Source organism: Sulfurovum sp. XGS-02 (assembly GCF_023213175.1).
In the GTDB taxonomy this organism is placed as follows: Bacteria; Campylobacterota; Campylobacteria; order Campylobacterales; family Sulfurovaceae; genus Sulfurovum.
On the sequence record NZ_CP093312.1, the window covers coordinates 65,910 to 83,030 of the forward strand.

A 17,121-nucleotide genomic window follows, 5' to 3' on the forward strand; every position below is an offset into this window, starting at 1 on the left:
GGATTAGATCACCATATCCACATCGTCATGATCCTGACAGTATTTAAAGATACGATTTCTCTCTTCTTCTGTCTCTACAATGCAGCTGGCGTTATAGGTATGAAATTTTCCTGTCCGCGAAGAGTTTCCTAAAGAGCAAAGGTGTTCTTTGTCTCCCATGGCTTCTTTGATACATTTTAAGAGTGCCTCTTTGTCTCTGCCTATGAGCTTAAATCCCCATTGGGTCGGATATTCTATCTTCGGTTTCTGGGGTGTTTTGTCGTCTAAAATCATTGCTTCTCCTTTTAAACTTATGCGCGATTAAAATCACCGCTCTTGCCACCGGATTTATTTTCTAATTGCACATTTCTTATGACCATCCCTTTGTCTATTGCTTTGAGCATATCGTAGATCGTGAGCAGTCCTACACTGACTCCGGTAAGCGCTTCCATCTCTACCCCTGTCTGTCCGTTAAGTTTTGCTGTGACGGTGAGTTTAAATCCCGGGAGGTCCGGAAGCTCTTCAATATCCGTCTTTACAGAGGTCAGCATGAGCGGATGACACATAGGGATGAGGGTTGAGGTTTGTTTGGTCCCTTGAATGGCAGCAATCACCGCAGTTTGAAGAACAGGCCCTTTTTTTGCTGTATTTTCCAGTACAGCATCAAAAGCAGCTTGTCCTACTTCTATGATACCGCTGGCCGTGGCTATACGTGTTGTGTTGTCTTTGTCTGAGACATCGACCATTTTTGGTTTGTTCTGTTCATCTAGATGTGTAAGATTCACTTTTTATCCTCATACTTTTTTAATACTGATAGACATATTTTAACATAAATAGACGTAAGCAAAGAAAAAATGACGGTTAAAAGAGTAAAAATGACGAAAATACTCTTAAATTACTTGACTTTTATCATCAGATAAGATAAGATAATTAAAATTATAAAGGAATGATATGGTTTATGCGTATATGAGGCAAGTACCAGGTTTCCCACATTTGACCACACAGCAGAGTGATATTCTATCATTTTCTTTAAGGAATGAACTTGATATTGACAAAGAGGTGGTCGAATATGCAACCAAGAATCTTCTTTTGGATGCAAGAGAAGATTTTGAAGCATTTTTACGATCTATGCAAGAGGGCAACACCATTATTGTCTCTTCTCTGATCATATTGAGTGATAAAGTAGAAGAACTGATAAAGGTGATTAATTGTATGCTAAGTCATAGTGTTGATCTTTGGATCGTAGACTCAAATATGCTGATGAATAAAGAGACCGATATGATTGAGATCTTTCCTCTGCTCAATGAATTAAGACAAGAAGAAAAAGAGAAGACAAACCAGATAGGACGTCCAAAAGGAAGCAAGTCAAGCTCCAAGTTTGATATTTATCAAAGAGAGATCATCTCATTTTTGAGAGAGGGAATGAATGTCAGTGCGATAGCTAGAGAGTTGGATGTAAGCCGTAGTTCACTGAAAGACTATATTGAGTCACGAGGGATCAGAGAGCTGGTGGAAGGTGCATGGATGGAGATGAATCCATCAGAAGGTGCCAGAGATATGGACAATATCGTGCTGATTTGTCCGTTTGAAAAAGATAGAGAAGCAAAAAAACAAAAGGTGTCATAAATGGAATCTACAATAACAACAGAAAAACCAAAGAAAAATCAAGCAAAAGAGTACTTAAAAGGATGGGTACCGTACCGTATCAAAAGATATTGGTTCTATGCAGCCGCGACCCTCATTGCCATGGTGATGCCATGGATCACGATCAATGGAAATCATCTCTTTTTATTGAGTTTTGATCAGAAAAAACTGCATTTGGCTGGTATTGCTTTTGATATGCAAGAGCTCTACTTGATGCCGTTTTTGCTTATGCTCCTTTTCCTGGGTATCTTTGCCGTCACAGCAGTAGGAGGTAGAGCATGGTGTGGTTGGGCCTGTCCTCAGACTATTTTTAGGGTGATCTATAGAGATGGGATAGAGACAAAACTTTTAGGGTTGAGAAAAAAGATCAAAAACAAGCAAAAAGAACCGGATATGAGCAAAATGGAGAACAAAATCAAAAGTGTCATCGCTATCTTGCTCTGGTCTGTCTTGGCCTTTGTAGCTTCTGCCAATTTTTTATGGTACTTTGTGCCTCCTGAAGATTTCTTTAGGTATTTGAGCAACCCTACCGAACATATGGTATTGGTAGGAGTGTTGGTAAGTACGGCAATCTTTATCATACTTGACGTGGTATTCATCAAAGAGGACTTCTGTGTCTATGTCTGTCCTTATAGCCGTGTGCAGTCCGTACTGTATGATGATGATACGATCATGGCAGTTTATGATCCTATTAGAGGCGGTGAGATCTATGAGGGGCATGGATATGAGAGAGAAAAGAAATTTACGAAACAAAAAGATCTTTTAAGTGTGGAACCTAGTGCAGAGTGTACCACCTGTGAAAGTTGTGTCACTGTCTGTCCGACACATATCGATATCCGTAAAGGATTGCAGCTTGAGTGTATCAACTGTCTGGAGTGTGTGGATGCCTGTACTTCAGTGATGGGTGCATTGGGTAGACCGAGTCTGGTGCAGTGGTCGAGTGAAAAAGAGACCCTTCGTCATGAAGGTAAGACGAACTACTTTAGAGGTAAGGTGATCGCATATTTTGCTGTGCTTATGATCGTACTTGTGACACTGTTCGTGATGGGAAGCAAAAAAGAGCATATGCTTTTAAACATCAATAAGAGCCAAAGACTCTATAAAGTACTGGACAACGGCGTCGTACAGAATGACTATATTTTCATGTTTGCCAATACAGACAGCAAAGATCATACCTATTACTTTGAGATCGTAGGAAATGATAAGATCACTATCAGGAGACCTTCGGAGCCATTTGACCTTGGGGCAGGGCAGAAAAAGAAAAAAGTGGTGGTCCTGGAAACAAAAGAGCAACTGGTAAACAATACAAGAAAAGATGTCCCTGTACCTATAGTGATAAGAGCCTATGCTACAGACGACAAGGAGAAGATCATGGTAGAAAGAGAGCAGGTCTTTTTCTACCCGCGTGCAGACTTAGTGAAAAAATAGGAGAGACGATGCGTAGAGTATTGGTATTGGGCGGAGGATTTGCCGGGGTTGAAGCGGCAATCCATCTTCGAAAACATGATTTGGATGTCACTTTGGTCAGTGACAGGGATTATTTTTATATTTATCCTACTTCTATCTGGATACCCACGGGTGAAGCAACGCAAGAAGATGTATCTGTCCCCCTGGATAAGCTTGCGATGAAACATGGCTTTCAGCTTATTGTGGATCCCGTACTTCAATTTGACGCGGAAGCCAAGAGGGTGACTTTAAATAGCGGTCGTGTTTTAGAAGGGTATCCCTATCTCGTTGTGGCGCTCGGACAGGACAAGATACAGTTAAAGGGATTGGAGCATACACTCTCTATCTGCGGTAAGCCTGAAGAGGCTACGGAACTGTATGAACGTTTGGAGAGATTGATAGGGAAAAATGGAGGGAAAATTGCCATGGGCTTCGGAGGTAACCCTAAGGATACTTCTGCTGTACGTGGAGGACCTGCATTTGAAGTACTTTTTAATGTGGATACTTATCTGAGGAGAAAAGGGGTACGTGAAAACTTTGAACTTACTTTTTTTGCCCCTATGGAAAAACCCGGACAGAAGATGGGTGAAAAAGCGTTAGTGATGATGGACAAGATGTTCAAGATGACGAACATCCAGAAAAAAGTCGGCAGCAAGATCACCCATTTTGAAGAAGATGGTATCTGTTTTGAAGATGGGACGAAACTGGAATCGGATCTGACGATGTTTATCTCCGCAGGTACCGGACATCATATACTTAAAGCGTCCGGACTGCCACTCAGCGATGCGGGGTATGTTGTCACCAATGAGTATAATGAGATAGAAGGGTTTGATGGCGTGTATGCCATTGGTGATTCTGCATCACTTATGGGGCCTGAGTGGAGAGCGAAACAGGGGCATGTCGCTGAAGTGATGGCTAAAAATGTAGCCTACAACATTATGAATAGCATACAAAACATAGATTCCAAACAGAGCTATATGGAACATTTGAATATTTTATGTGTGATGGATACAGGAAATGGTGCAGCATTTGTCTATCGTAGTGAAAAGGGTGGTAAAATGATCCCTATGCCTGTCGTTGGTCACTGGATGAAAAAGATGTGGGGATGGTATTGCCGTTATTCGAAACTAGGAAGGATCCCTAGAATTCCGGGAATGTAATGATGCAGTAGATGATCCATTTTATCATGCGTTTTTGGCTTTTTCTTATAAATAAGAGTATTTTTGTCCTACTTAAGATTGTATTTATATCTTTTAAGAGATAATGCATGTACAAAAATTAATTTAAGGAAATTTAATGGCAACAGTAACATTTAAAAACGACATTGTATGTAATCTAGCAGGTACAGAGATAAATGTGGGTGACACAGCGCCAGCAACAACAGTAGTGAACTGTGATCCAATGCTTCAAGATGAGACAATCGGTGGTGAAGGTAAAGTACAATTGGTCATTGCCGTACCATCACTTGATACAGGTGTGTGTGATGCAGAAACCAGAAGATTTAACGCTGAAGCAGCTGGCCTGGAAGGTGTAGAAGTTATTACTGTATCTATGGACCTTCCATTTGCTGCAGCTAGATGGTGTGGTGCTGCGGGGATCGATAACATTAAAGTATGTTCAGACTTTAGAAACAAAGAATTTGCTAACAATTATGGTGTGCTTTTGGCAGATGGTCCTTTAGCGGGTCTTATGGCGAGAGTGATCTTTGTGATCGGTAAAGATGGTAAGGTTTCGTATAAGCAAGTGGTTCCGGAAATTACTCAAGAGCCTAACTACGAAGAGGCATTGGCCGCAGCTAAGGCAGCTTGCTAATCCGCTTCCCTTCTGAGATAGACCTCCTCTTTCAAAGAGGTTTATCCCTATCTTATGTTCTTCTCTCTATTTTCACTCTTTTTTATTTACCGTTAGTTATCTAAATTGTGCTAAAATTTCCCCATTATACGCTTGAAGGATAGTAAAACATATGCGATATCTCTATGGATTTATGATGCTACTATGGTTGACAGGATGTAAGCAGCCTCTTGAACCTACGGTAGTGAACAACCACTATACTCTAGAAGAGTGCAGAGAAGAGTTACTGGAGGCTGAGGATTTTTCTCAGGGTGAAAGTATCGATAAGATCGTTGTGGTCAAAAAAGAGCGTAAAATGTATTTGTATAAAGAGGGGAAAGTACAAAATACACTTCCTGTCTCTTTAGGGAGAAATCCGATAGGGCACAAGCAGCAGCAAGGAGACAATAGAACACCTGAAGGTGAATTCTGGATCTCCAGAAAGCTCTGTTCTCCTAAATACTTTCGTTCACTTTGTATCTCATACCCACGTCCTGAAGACAAAGTAAGCGCTGCAAGAAGAGGCGTAAATCCGGGTGGAGCGGTTACACTCCATGGACAACCTACCTGGAATGCGGATGGCAAGGGGGATAGCTATACGTTATCTAAAAATTGGACGCAAGGGTGTGTGGCTGTGACAAACTCCGCAATGAAAGAGTTGTGGTATGCTGTACGTGAAGGTGTTCCTATTATTATAAGGTAAAGGCGGCTTGTGAGATATACGCAAAAACAGATCGATAAATTTAATCGTCAGAAATATATAGTGGAACTGGAAAAGATCAGTAAAAACCTTTTTCGTATGTTCAGAGATGAACATGTCACTGCTGAGGGTTTTGTAAAAAAATTTGGGCAGTTAAAAAGCAAATTTGATGAAAAAGAAGAGGTACAGTTAGAATCTGAGTATCATCAACAACTGAAAGAGTATATCACGCGTGTGCATCAAAGTACATGTTTGGTTGAGGAGTTTACGGATAAGGATCTTTCTGATATACGTGAAGCAGAGATGAGTAATTTAAATCGGTTACAGAAGTTAAAGAACTGTACCTCTTATAAGAAAGATAAACATAAATCAAAACGTCAAAATGAGGATTGGGGTTGACCATTCCCCTGAAAGGAAACAGATGAAGATAACATTGAGTATGCTAGGCTTGCTTGTTGTGCTATTCATTGTTGGGTGTGGAGAAACCCCATACTATGGAAAGGTGGATAATACACCTTATGCAACAAAAGAGTGTATAAAAGAATTGGCAAGCGGGTCAGAAATAGACCACAGTAATACAATAGATAAGATCGTTGTCTATAAGAAAAAAAGAGTGTTGTATGCCTATAAAGATGGTAAGGTAGTTGAAACATTCCGTATCTCACTAGGTGCGAATGGTGGAGCTGATGCGGGGAACAAGGTAAAGGCAGGAGATTATAGAACGCCGGAAGGTACTTATAGCATTGTGAGAAAGAAATGCGATGCAAGACTCTATCGATCGCTCATGATCTCTTACCCCAGCGAAGCTGATAAAGCCAGAGCAAGAAAAAGAGGTGTAAACCCGGGTGGGTATATCACGATACACGGACAACCTAAATGGAATGCGGATGGAAGAGGGGATGAGTACACCCTTTCACGTGATTGGACGGAGGGATGTATGGCCGTTCCAAATCTTGCAATGGATAAACTTTGGTCTGCTGTTGAAAAGGGTATACCCATAGAAATACATGCATGATTTATTATATAATATTAGATTATTTCAGATTATATGTAAAATTTAGCTTGGTTTGATGAATCTTATATTATGATATTGAATAATATTGGGTCACCAAAGGAGAAAAATATGAAAAAAGTACTAATATCGGCATCTCTAGCTATGTTCACAACTTTACTAATGGCAGGGGGAGATACAAGTGAAACACTTTCACCTGTAGTTGAAGTATCGAAAACACCTTGTAAAACAAATAAAGTCTATATAGATGCAGACCAAAAACTGATGTGGCAAGATGCAGTTTACACAGATGGAGAAGATGGTGCATTTAAACGTGGGCACTCAGTAGGAAAGGCAGGTAAGCATGGTCATGCGATGAATTACTGCCGTGCATTGAACTATGCGGGGTATAATGATTGGAGATTACCTACAGCAGATGAATTGACGAATGTTCATAATCCACAAGACAATCCATTTACATACCATCGCGGTGCAGACTTTTGGTCATCTACACCTACTACAGAGAATAGATATTATGTGGTATTTACAGCAGATGCAATGCAATATGCAAGAAACCCGAGCGAGTCAAACTATATTAGATGTGTCCGCTGTTTAGATGGAGGGGCTGTATTCTCCGGATCGAAAGATGTCAAATAGGTTTTGCTAAAGGATTTTTATCTCTTCTATTAACGCTATATTAAACCTGTTTAGCACTTCACTTTTTGCCAAGTCTATAAGCGACTTGGCTTCTTCATAGGTTCCACCCCCTAAATTAACCAAGAAATTGGCATGCACCGTACTCCATTGCATTTGACCTCTTCTTACACCTTTTAGTCCCACAGCTTCTATCAGACGTCCGGCATAATCCCCTTCAGGGTTTTTAAATACCGAACCTGCACTGGGTTCAAGGGGCTGGTTGGATCGCAGGTTGAGAAGCTCATCCAGCAGTTTCTGGTCAAAGCCATGCTGTATCTCAAACTTTGCCTGGGTTGCAATACCTCCCAGTTTGGCGAAACGGTAACCGTGTTCTATATCATCTGCTAAAATCCACTCGTCATTGATCTTTACAGAGTGTAAAATATTAAATATCTCATACTCTTTGACACCGGCATTCATCGCAAGCATACCGCCCAGTGTGCCGGGGAGTTTGGCACAAAACTCAAAACCGCCGATATCGTGTTTTTTTGCATAGGATACGATGCGTCCTGTAGGCATGGCTGCACCGATCACCAGCATCTCTCTTTCTTGTGTAATAGTAGCAAAATCTTTAGAAAGCATCATCAACGGCGGAGGTGTAGGGGAGACAAGCAGGTTGTTCGCGCCTCCGATGAGGTATCGGTCTTCAGGAATGGTATCGCCTTCTTCTATCATAAGTACTTGTGTGGGCTGGCCTACTTTGATACTGGAGTATTTGGAGAAGTCTACGGTCTTAAAAAACATTTAGCTGTTCCGTAGGGCTTCGTACTCTTTGGGAATTAAATACATTTCGGATTTGATGGGTGTTTCCCATAAACCATGCTCAAAGCCTAATTCGTACAATCTGTCCAGTGCTTTGATCTGGAGATCAGAGAGTTCGACAGAGGCATCAGACGCATACATATCAAGGTATTTTTTGAGCATTTTATCTGAGATACGTACAAGATGTTCTGATTCCAGTTTGGTACAGAGCTCTTCTTTTCTCTCATTGGCCACTTTGACACCCTCAATGAGAATATTTTCTATATCTATCGCACGGTTCAAAGGAAGACTTCTTCGTATCGCCATACCGCCAAGCGGGAGAGGCAAACCTTCCCCTGCCAACTCTACCCAGATATCCCAGATCTCTTTTTCGACTTCCAGGCTTGCATCAAAATCCAAGATGGACTCATGGATCAGTACACCCGCATCGACCTTGCCTGAAACGACAGCCTCCTCAATCTCAAGGAAATCCATATAGACCGGTCGTGCATCAGGGTAATAGATCCTGAAAAGCATGGCATTGGTTGTGTATTTCCCCGAAAGTGCCACTTTAAAATTACGTTTGAGCTTCTTATCTTTACGGCGTATGAGCTTTGGACCATACCCTTCACCGAAACTCACTGCCGTGCGAAGGAGTGCATACTCATCTTTGATAAGCGGATACATACCAAAACTGATGGCAGAAACATCATAGGTCCCCTTCAGGGCTTCTACATTGAGTGTTTCAATGTCCAGACCGATGTTTTCAAAGGTATAGCCTTTGGTATCAACCCAGCCAAATTTAATGGCAAAATACATAAAAATATCATCTGCGTCCGGAGAATGGGCTAATTGTATAGGGTTCATAGGCTAGGGTACTCTCTTTGTTAGGAATGGATGTATTTTATCATTGTTTGTATTTGTGGCAACTTTTTAGAGATTTTTATCAAAAAACATGTCAATTTGACATATTTTTGAAAGTTGTATGAGAAACCTATTAGAATGGTGCTAGAATTCAACATTAAGGTTAAGGATATGACAATGGCAATGGATGCAAACAAGCAAAAAGCACTGGATATGGCAATCAAACAAATCGATAAGACGTTTGGTAAAGGTACACTGATGAGACTGGGAGACAAAGAGTTTGAACCTATTGAATCTATCTCAACAGGCTCACTCGGTTTAGATATGGCATTGGGGATAGGCGGTATCCCTCAAGGGCGTATTATAGAGATCTATGGCCCTGAGTCATCAGGTAAAACCACACTTGCGCTGCAGACCATTGCTTCGGCACAGAAAAAGGAGATGGTGTGCGCATTCATCGATGCGGAACATGCGCTGGATGTTGTGTATGCCAGAAACCTGGGTGTGGATACGGATAATCTTTTGGTCTCTCAACCGGATTTTGGTGAGCAGGCACTGGATGTACTTGAAACATTGGCAAGATCAGCAGCGGTTGACCTAATCATCGTTGACTCCGTTGCGGCACTGACACCAAAAAGTGAGATAGAGGGAGATATGGGTGACTCTCACGTAGGACTTCAGGCAAGACTGATGTCTCAGGCACTGCGTAAACTCACTGCTATCCTTCATAAAACGAACACAACAGTGATCTTCATTAACCAAATTCGTATGAAGATCGGTACCATGGGGTACGGATCACCAGAGACGACGACAGGGGGGAATGCCTTGAAGTTCTACTGTTCTGTAAGAATTGATGTACGTCGTATCGCAACGCTAAAACAGGGCGAATCTTCCATAGGTAACCGTGTCAAAGCAAAAGTAGTGAAAAATAAAGTGGCACCTCCATTTAGACAGGCAGAGTTTGACATTATGTTCGGGGAAGGGATCTCTTTTGTAGGAGAGCTCATTGATTATGGGGTGAAGATGGATATTATAGATAAATCGGGGGCATGGTTCTCTTATGGTAGTGAGAAACTGGGCCAAGGTAAGGAGAATGCAAAGGTCACCATCAAAGAGAACCCTGAACTTATGGCAGAACTGGAAGGCAAAATCAAAGAAGCACTCGGCTTTGGTGAAGCACTGGCAGTCGACGAGAGTGAAATGATCGAAGATTAAATAGGGACACTTCGCCTAGAGCCTCATATACTCCTGGAGGTTCTGGCATGATATGATAGAGGAGTATCAAAATCCAGTCTACCAAAACACTACCGTTGAACTTTTTTTAACTCTTCTAAGGGTTTCCTTATATCTCTTAAAATGAGGGTTTTTTAGACGAAGAAGACAAAAACTTCACATTATGATACACTCTAGCTTCCTCATGATTCTTTGATCAGCGATACTCATTTAAGTATTGGGTAAATTTCGATAAAATAATAGATAAATGTAAAATAGTAAATATGTAAAGGACAGAGATGATTTTTATCGATGAGATCGTAGCAACAGAGGTGATGGACAGTAGAGGAAACCCTACAGTAAAAGCAACAGTGAGTTTGAGTGACGGAACAGTGGAGAGTGCTATTGTTCCTAGTGGTGCGAGTACAGGTAAACGTGAAGCACTTGAGCTTCGTGACGGGGGTGACAGATACATGGGTAAAGGCGTACTGCAAGCCTGTGAAAATGTGAATGGCCCTATCTCTGATGCACTCGTAGGACTCAGTCCTTTCAACCAGGCAGAAGTAGACCTTGTGATGAAAGAGGTAGACGGCACGAACAACTATGGAAACATGGGTGCGAATGCAGTGCTCGGTGTCTCCATGGCGGTAGCGCGTGCAGCTGCAAAAAGTATGGGTATGCCGCTTTACCGTTATCTTGGTGGGGCGAATGCTGTGGTTATGCCTGTGCCAATGCTTAACATCATTAATGGTGGGGAGCATGCGAACAACTCTGTAGACTTTCAAGAGTATATGGTCATGCCGGTAGGGTTTGATAGATTCTCTGAGGGACTGAGAGCTTGTGCGGAAGTGTATCACAACCTCAAAAAGATCATTGATGGTATGGGTGAGAGTACAGCTGTTGGAGATGAAGGTGGTTTTGCTCCAAACCTTAAGTCGAACGAAGAACCTATTCAGGTCATCATGCAGGCGATCGAAAAAGCGGGATACAAGCCAGGCGAGCAGATCGCTATCGCTCTTGATGTTGCTGCATCTGAGCTTATCAATGATGCAGGGAAGTATGTCCTTAAATCAGAAAATAGAGAATTGACATCTGAGGAGCTTACCGCATACTATGCTGATATGTGTTCGAAGTATCCTATCGTTTCGATCGAAGACGGATTAAGTGAAGATGATTGGGACGGGTGGAAACATCTTACAGACGTACTGGGAGACAAAGTACAGCTAGTAGGTGATGACCTCTTTGTTACCAATGTATCTATCTTGGCAGAAGGGATCGAAAAAGATATTGCAAACTCTATCCTGATCAAACCAAATCAGATAGGAACGGTTTCTGAAACGATGCAAACAGTACGTCTCGCGCAAAGAAGCGGGTATACATGTGTCATGTCCCACCGTTCAGGAGAGAGCGAAGATACGTTTATTGCAGACTTTGCAGTTGCTTTGAATACCGGTGAAATAAAAACGGGATCAACGGCAAGAAGCGACAGAATCGCTAAATATAACAGATTGCTTGAGATCGAAGCGGAACTCGGTCAGTTCGAGTATTTGGGTGCGTCAATTTTTACAAAGTAAATGAAGGTATAATATATGGCAGATCCGAGGGAGGAAGATAGCATAGCGGGACTGTCACTAAAAACTTTTTTAGTGACGGTACTTGGTATCCTTCTCTTTGGCATCTATGTTGGTGTCTTGGTCTATGGGGAGAACTCACTAACTGTTTTGAATCAGTTAAAAGAGAAAAAACAAGGCTTGTCTCTTGAAGAGAAAATATTAAAAGAAGAAAATCAAAGACTTCAAAAAGAGTATTTTGAATTAAAACAGTTAGAACCTAAGGAGTAAGTATGAAGAAGTATCTATGGGCAGTAATGGCGGTATTATTTATGAGTGCGAATGCATCAGGTTTTAAAGATATTGACATATCAACACATTCATTTCTCTCTGACCTGAGAGCTGCTGCAGGGTCTGATGATGAGTTCTCTGACGAGGAAGAGGATGCCATTGATGCCCCAGAAGCTGTAGAAGAAGACGTTGAAGTGGAAGAGGACGTCGAAGTAGAGGAAGCAAACGTGTCAGAATCTGGTAAAGCAGAGGCTGCAGGTCAGCAAAGCACGGATGCCGCCAATAAAAAAAAAGCAGCTGAAAAACTAGAAGCGAAAAAAGCAGAAGAGGCGAAGGCCCAAAAAGAGAAAGAAGCACTATTAGCCCAGATTGCTGCTAAAGAAGAAGAGCTAAAAAAAGCAAAAGAGCAAGCTGAAAAAGAGAAGCTTGAAGTCGAGGCCTATGAGAAAAAAAGAGCCGAGAAGCTTGCGAAAGAAGCGGAAGAAAAAGCGGAATTAAAAAGAATAGCAGAGGAAGCAAGAGCAGCGGAAAAAGCGTTAGCCGAAAAAGAAGCAGCGGCAAAAAAAGCTGAAAATTCAGCACAGAACATAGATGTTGACGCAGAAAAGAAAGCAGCAAAAGATGCGGCAGATACGAAGTATTGGGAAGCAGTGCAAGAGATGAGAAAGGGTGAATCTGAAATAATTGCAGTAGAAAAAGTATCTACCGAAAAAGAGACCCCTGCAAAAAAATCTGACATTACAGATATTGACCTTGATGCAGAAAAAAGAGCAGCAAAAGAGGCAGCAGATAAGAAATATTTAGAGGCGGTACAGGAGATGAATACGGCTGAGTAGGTTTTTACGCTTTTAACTGTTATTGCTCCCCTTTTTTATTGAGGCGTTTATTCACCTGTAAAACCTTAATGATCGTCATAGAGATTAATATCTCAAATATACTGGCCAAGATCAGCTGATAATAGGTCAACTGGTCTAGTAACTTTGTGTCATACCCAATGGTTGCAACAGCAACAAGAAGGGTCAATGGCATAGAGAGAGACAGCGCTATCAGAATAGCATCCTTCGAACTACCATTAATCCCTCTCAATACGATCGCAGCGAATAGTCTAGCCACAATCATCAAAACCGTAATCAGCAGTGCCCCTGGAACAACACCTTCCAGAGTAAGGGCCTTCAGATCAAAAGATGCACCGACATGGATAAAGAAGAGGGGTACCAAAAAACCAAAGCCGAGACTGGACATTTTTTCTTCAAGCTCTTTCTCATGATGAAAGAATGCAGAGATCCCTATCCCAGCGATGAACGCACCCAGGGCAACTTCTAACTCCAGTGAGAGCATGACAGCGATCATGATAAAGAAGAGGGCCATGGAGAGGCGTATATCTTGTGCGGAAGTGTTCAGTTTGGGCACCAAAATACTTTTGAGTTCCGGGTACCACCAAAAAAGCAGATTGAACATTCTATAGAGTATAAAGATCACCAAGATGAACAGAAGAAGGTATCCGACCTTCAAAATAAGTTCCATGGGCGATCCCGTAGTAATGTATGCATCGAAGATGGTCAGTGCGGCAATACTTAATATCTCACCCAGGACACCTGCGATGAAGGCTAAACGTATCCATGGTTCTTCTTTCCCGTATACTTTGGATAAAGAGGCCAATAAGCCTATGGATATCAGCGGCATAGAGATAATGACAATCGTATTGAGATCAAAGATAAAACCAAAGATCATAGAAAAGATGACCATGAAAAAGAGAAAGAGTATGGATCTCTGGATCACCATTTTGGGGCTTTTTGTAATCTGCTTCAGATCGACCTCCATCCCGGCTAAGAACATGAGATAGAGGAATCCGACTTCTGCAATGAGGGTAAAGTACGGGTTATGGCCAACCAACCCAAAATAGGCGACTATAGACCCTAATATAATTTCCACAGGGGGCATCGGCAAACGAAAAAATTTGGCAACAAAAGGGCTCCCCCATATTAGCAGTGATAGCGTAAGTATATGGACTATATTAGTGTGTATCACAGCTTGTTGCTACCTTGTAGCCAAGTCTATTGAGCATCTCTTTATCACTGTTTGCTTCGATGCCTTTGGTGGTCAGATAATTTCCTATAACCATAGCATTCGCACCCGATTCGAACATGAGATTTTCTTTTCCGTTAAAGAGAAGTTCCCGTCCGCCTGCCACCATAAGCAGTTTCTCTTCTCCCAGAAGTGCACGCGCCTTTTTAATGATAGCTACAGCTTCATCCAATTCTATGTTCCTTGTTTTGATAGGAAGTGCAGGATTAGGATGATAAAAGTTGAGCGGTGTTGATTCCGGGCTAAGAGATGCGATCGCATTGAGAAGGGCATCTCTGTCCTCTTTGGTTTCTCCCATACCGAAGATACCACCAGAACAGAGTGCTAAACCTACTGATTTGACATTCTCGCATGTCTCATAACGTTCACTCCAGGCATGTGTGGTACAAATCTCTGCATAATAACGTTCAGAGGTCTCTAGGTTATGGTTATAACTATCGATACCATGCTGTTTCAGATAGTGAAGCTGCTCTTTACTGGCTGTACCGTTGCACGCAATAAGGTTGAGGTCCTTGACTTCAGCTTTGACTGCCTGTGCAGCACGGGCAACAAAATCCACTTTTTTATCATCCAGCCCTTTACCTGCAGTGACAAGACAGTAGCCCAAAGCACCGTTGGCCTTTGCCGCTTTTGCTTCAGAGACGATCTGACCTATATCTTTGTAACTGTAGCGTTCGATATCTGCATGATATCTCACACTTTGGGTACAGAACTTGCAGTCCTCTTTACAGGTACCGCTGAGGATATTGTTGATAGCGCATAAAAATATTTGTTGTTTAGGGTTAGACATTATTTTGCCTCCTCTTTATGTTTGCATTTAAAGCACTCATAGACATCACCGCTTTTGAGATTTTTGATCCCCATAGTATAGCCACACTCCGGACATTTTTTGTCTACAGGCTCAAAGTTAGCGATGAATTTACATTTCGGGTAGTTTACACAACCAAAGAATTTGCCTCTTTTCCCTTCTCTCTCCTGGAGTTTCCCTCCGCATTCCGGACAGGGAACAGTAAGCTCTTTGGCAGGTTCAAGAGACTTTGCATTTTTACATTTCGGGTAGGCGGAACAGGCAAGGAACTTCCCTCTTTTAGAGTTTTTTATGACCATCATCGAACCGCATTTTTCACACTTTTCATCCGTCTCTTCCGGTCCTTCTACCTCTGTACCGTCCGGGTTCTTGGTGTATTTGCATTTAGGAAAATTGCTACATGCGATAAATTCGCCATAACGTCCTTTACGCAGAAGCAGTTCAGAGTCACACTTCGGACACTTTTCCCCTGTAGGGACTGCTACTTTAAGACTCTTGATCTTTTTCTTTCCCTCTTCTACCTTTTGTAAAAATGGGGTGTAGAATGCTTTGAGTACTGTCTGCCAGTCCGTATTTCCCTCTGCTATCTCATCAAGTGTCTCTTCCATGTTTGAGGTAAACCCGCTGTCTACGATCTCAGGAAAGTGCTTTTCAAGCATCTCAGTGACGGTAAAGGCAACCTCTGTAGGATGGATACGTTTTTTCTCTACTTCAATATACTTTCGTGTTTGAAGTGTGGTGACAGTGGGTGCATAGGTACTCGGACGGCCGATACCCAGGGACTCCAGTTTTTTGATGAGACTGGCTTCGTTGTACCGTGCAGGAGGTTCTGTGAAGTGCTGTTCCTGCTTGATGTCATCCAGGCTCACCGATTGACCTTTTTCCAGTTCCGGCAGAAGCTTGTCTTTATCGGTATACCCTGTGACTTTATAGAACCCATCAAAAAGGAGTTTTCTTCCGCTTGCTTTGAAGGTGCATTTATCCCCTTTGAAGAGAAGTGTTTGAGACTCCATCTCTGCTTCTGTCATCTGGCAGGCCAAGAAACGGTTATAGATCAGTCTGTAGAGTTTCAGTTCATCGACAGAGAGATAGTCTGCCGCTGTCTTGCCGTCAAACTCGATCATCGTCGGACGGATCGCTTCATGGGCTTCTTGTGCCCCTTTGGACTTTGTGGCATAGTTTTTGGCTTTAGCCGGGAGATATTTCTCCCCGTACGTCTTTTGGATGTGTTCTCTTGCTGCGGTTACCGCCTCTTTTGCAAGATTGAGCGAGTCGGTTCTCATATAGGTGATGACACCCATGGTACCCTTGTCGGTTTTCACTCCTTCATAGAGTTTCTGTGCAACCATCATTGTTTTTTTAGGTGAAAATCCCAGTTGGGTAGAGGCTGTTTGCTGCAGGGTTGATGTCATGAACGGCGGAGGTGTTTTGGTCTTTCTTTTGGTCTTTTCGAGTGAAGCGACAACGAATGATTCACTTTTGGCCGAAGTGACGATCTCCGTGGCATCTGCTTCTGTTTTAATCGTCAGCTTCTCTATCTTCAGACCGTTATAGTCATAGATAGAGGCTTCGATATCTTTTTCAAACCGTGCATCGATCGTCCAGTACTCTTCAGGCACGAATGCTTTGATCTCACGTTCTCTGTCTACGACCAGTTTTAGTGTCGAACTTTGTACTCTACCGGCACTCAGCCCTTTTTGGATCTTACTTGCAAGCAGAGGCGAAAGTTTGTACCCTACAATACGGTCAAGCAGTCTTCTTGTCTGCTGTGCATCCACAGAGTCCATATCGACTTTACGCGGTGTTTCAAGAGCATGCTGTATGGCATTTTTGGTGATCTCATGAAAGACGATACGAGGAAGCTCCGTAGGCTCTTTCCCGATCGCCTTGGCAATATGGTACCCGATAGCCTCACCCTCGCGGTCCTCATCCGTCGCGATAAACACTGTCTCTGCCTCTTTGGAAAGTTTTTTTAACTCTTTGACTGTGGGGTTCGCATCTCTTGGAATGGAGTACTTGGGTATAAGGTCACCGTTTTCATCATCTACCGTAATACCAAAAGTACTTTTTGGAAGGTCACGGATATGCCCTTTTGAGGCGATGACTTTATAGTCTTTATTTAAGAAACTGGTAATGGTACGTGCTTTAGCAGGTGATTCTACTATAATTAGGTTTTTCATATTTACTTACTTTATACTGAACAATTTTTGGCATTGTAACACAAAAGAGAGTAAAAGCAAGAGAAGAGTATTATTTTAAGCAAGTATAATTAAGAAAACAAGTA

19 protein-coding genes are annotated in these 17,121 nt (G+C 42.2%); 12 read left to right on the forward strand and 7 right to left on the reverse strand.

The window, feature by feature from the left end:
- Positions 1-3 precede the first annotated feature (3 nt).
- Both MN086_RS00335 and moaC read right to left on the reverse strand, forming a co-directional pair.
- Complete coding sequence (locus MN086_RS00335; RefSeq protein WP_248576082.1) at positions 4-273, reverse strand: YbeD family protein; 270 nt, start codon at positions 271-273, stop codon at positions 4-6.
- A gap of 17 nt (positions 274-290) precedes the next feature.
- A complete protein-coding gene (moaC, locus tag MN086_RS00340) occupies positions 291-764 on the reverse strand; it encodes a cyclic pyranopterin monophosphate synthase MoaC (RefSeq protein ID WP_248576083.1) in 474 nt (157 codons plus the stop codon).
- Between the two features lie 166 nt (positions 765-930).
- Here moaC and MN086_RS00345 point away from each other — a divergent pair, with 166 nt between their 5' ends.
- The 8 genes from MN086_RS00345 (at position 931) to MN086_RS00380 (ending at position 7,247) form a co-directional block, all read left to right on the forward strand.
- Positions 931-1,605 carry a recombinase family protein gene (locus MN086_RS00345; RefSeq protein ID WP_248576084.1) on the forward strand — a complete coding sequence of 225 codons (675 nt, stop codon included), beginning with the start codon at positions 931-933 and terminating at the stop codon, positions 1,603-1,605.
- Positions 1,606-3,051 (forward strand): cytochrome c oxidase accessory protein CcoG, encoded by a 1,446-nt coding sequence (gene ccoG, locus MN086_RS00350; protein ID WP_248576085.1) that lies wholly within the window; start codon positions 1,606-1,608, stop codon positions 3,049-3,051.
- 8 nt (positions 3,052-3,059) lie between these two features.
- A complete protein-coding gene (locus tag MN086_RS00355) occupies positions 3,060-4,229 on the forward strand; it encodes an NAD(P)/FAD-dependent oxidoreductase (protein WP_248576086.1) in 1,170 nt (389 codons plus the stop codon).
- Between the two features lie 136 nt (positions 4,230-4,365).
- Entirely contained in the window at positions 4,366-4,881 is a 516-nt protein-coding gene (gene tpx, locus MN086_RS00360) for a thiol peroxidase (RefSeq protein ID WP_248576087.1), read from the forward strand.
- 151 nt (positions 4,882-5,032) lie between these two features.
- Entirely contained in the window at positions 5,033-5,602 is a 570-nt protein-coding gene (locus MN086_RS00365) for a murein L,D-transpeptidase family protein (RefSeq protein ID WP_248576088.1), read from the forward strand.
- A gap of 9 nt (positions 5,603-5,611) precedes the next feature.
- Positions 5,612-5,998 carry a hypothetical protein gene (locus tag MN086_RS00370; protein WP_248576089.1) on the forward strand — a complete coding sequence of 129 codons (387 nt, stop codon included), beginning with the start codon at positions 5,612-5,614 and terminating at the stop codon, positions 5,996-5,998.
- Positions 5,999-6,020: 22 nt separating this feature from the next.
- Positions 6,021-6,614, forward strand: a complete 594-nt coding sequence (locus tag MN086_RS00375) for a murein L,D-transpeptidase family protein (RefSeq protein ID WP_248576090.1) — start codon at positions 6,021-6,023, stop codon at positions 6,612-6,614.
- 108 nt (positions 6,615-6,722) lie between these two features.
- The gene (locus MN086_RS00380; RefSeq protein WP_248576091.1) at positions 6,723-7,247 is read left to right on the forward strand and encodes a DUF1566 domain-containing protein; all 525 of its coding nucleotides are present in this window, start codon (positions 6,723-6,725) and stop codon (positions 7,245-7,247) included.
- Between the two features lie 6 nt (positions 7,248-7,253).
- Here MN086_RS00380 and MN086_RS00385 read toward each other — a convergent pair whose 3' ends face one another.
- Both MN086_RS00385 and MN086_RS00390 read right to left on the reverse strand, forming a co-directional pair.
- Positions 7,254-8,030, reverse strand: coding sequence for a UDP-N-acetylmuramate dehydrogenase (locus MN086_RS00385; protein WP_248576092.1), 777 nt, complete (start codon positions 8,028-8,030; stop codon positions 7,254-7,256).
- Positions 8,031-8,894, reverse strand: coding sequence for a menaquinone biosynthesis family protein (locus tag MN086_RS00390; protein ID WP_248576093.1), 864 nt, complete (start codon positions 8,892-8,894; stop codon positions 8,031-8,033).
- A 174-nt stretch (positions 8,895-9,068) separates the two neighbouring features.
- Here MN086_RS00390 and recA point away from each other — a divergent pair, with 174 nt between their 5' ends.
- The 4 genes from recA (at position 9,069) to MN086_RS00410 (ending at position 12,780) form a co-directional block, all read left to right on the forward strand.
- Complete coding sequence (gene recA / locus MN086_RS00395) at positions 9,069-10,106, forward strand: recombinase RecA (protein ID WP_248576094.1); 1,038 nt, start codon at positions 9,069-9,071, stop codon at positions 10,104-10,106.
- Positions 10,107-10,402: 296 nt separating this feature from the next.
- A complete protein-coding gene (gene eno, locus MN086_RS00400) occupies positions 10,403-11,677 on the forward strand; it encodes a phosphopyruvate hydratase (protein WP_248576095.1) in 1,275 nt (424 codons plus the stop codon).
- 15 nt (positions 11,678-11,692) lie between these two features.
- Positions 11,693-11,944, forward strand: coding sequence for a hypothetical protein (locus MN086_RS00405; RefSeq protein WP_248576096.1), 252 nt, complete (start codon positions 11,693-11,695; stop codon positions 11,942-11,944).
- Between the two features lie 2 nt (positions 11,945-11,946).
- Positions 11,947-12,780, forward strand: a complete 834-nt coding sequence (locus tag MN086_RS00410; RefSeq protein ID WP_248576097.1) for a hypothetical protein — start codon at positions 11,947-11,949, stop codon at positions 12,778-12,780.
- Positions 12,781-12,799: 19 nt separating this feature from the next.
- On the opposite strand, the gene MN086_RS00415 is transcribed toward MN086_RS00410, so the two are convergent.
- Genes MN086_RS00415 through topA form a run of 3 tightly spaced genes read right to left on the reverse strand, consistent with a single transcriptional unit; the run spans position 12,800 to position 17,017 of the window.
- Positions 12,800-13,972, reverse strand: a complete 1,173-nt coding sequence (locus MN086_RS00415) for a cation:proton antiporter (protein ID WP_248576098.1) — start codon at positions 13,970-13,972, stop codon at positions 12,800-12,802.
- Positions 13,959-14,819, reverse strand: coding sequence for a biotin synthase (locus MN086_RS00420; RefSeq protein ID WP_248576099.1), 861 nt, complete (start codon positions 14,817-14,819; stop codon positions 13,959-13,961). The genes MN086_RS00415 and MN086_RS00420 overlap by 14 nt, the downstream gene beginning before the upstream one ends.
- A complete protein-coding gene (gene topA, locus MN086_RS00425; protein ID WP_248576100.1) occupies positions 14,819-17,017 on the reverse strand; it encodes a type I DNA topoisomerase in 2,199 nt (732 codons plus the stop codon). The genes MN086_RS00420 and topA overlap by 1 nt, the downstream gene beginning before the upstream one ends.
- Positions 17,018-17,121: the final 104 nt, after the last annotated feature.